Source organism: Psychrobacter sp. A3 (genome assembly GCF_028823565.1).
Lineage (GTDB): Bacteria > Pseudomonadota > Gammaproteobacteria > Pseudomonadales > Moraxellaceae > Psychrobacter > Psychrobacter celer.
The window spans coordinates 1-550 of sequence record NZ_JAPEHS010000190.1 but is presented as its reverse complement, the minus strand read 5'-3'; the positions used below and the strand labels follow the sequence as shown (position 1 = coordinate 550).

General features: G+C 50.0%; 1 pseudogene. It reads left to right on the top strand.

What is annotated here, in order from left to right:
• Nucleotides 1–283: 283 nt before the first annotated feature.
• Nucleotides 284–550 (top strand): annotated as a pseudogene (locus NK638_RS12435) (WYL domain-containing protein); the annotation flags it as partial.

Sequence of the window (550 nt, the reverse complement as noted above, 5' to 3'; positions counted from 1 at the left end):
ACGACTCAAGCGCGGATATCACGACAGCTGATGAGTCGCCTGATATCTCCCAGCCCTGATGGTGACAGGCATCAGAGCATGGGCTGACGACCTGCTACCGTCGTTTATCATGCGCTACTCATCAATGATAGACACAACATCGCTGTCAAGATAGACGTCAAGCCGCTTTTCTGCCATGATAACCCGCGACGGATTCATTAAAATACCAGCGTTAAAATATTAGCATTAAACTATCCATATCGATTGCGACATTGATTTACGACTTCATAAAGGTTATCTCTGAATGACTGTACATCATACCGACACAGATGAGCGAATAGACGAGCAGCGCACGAGCACCGATGCCTCTGCTGCAGAGGCTCATCATAATAATCGTCATGGCGCGGCAACCACGGCGCGGCAGTGGCAAGTACTCTCACAGCTACAGCGCAATCGCTGGGTGGGAACGACGCACATTTACGAGCAGCTCAAACTTGCAGGGTTTGACATCAGTCTGCGCACCGTACAGCGCGACCTAAACGCCTTGTCCAAACGCTTTCCCATCGAAAAA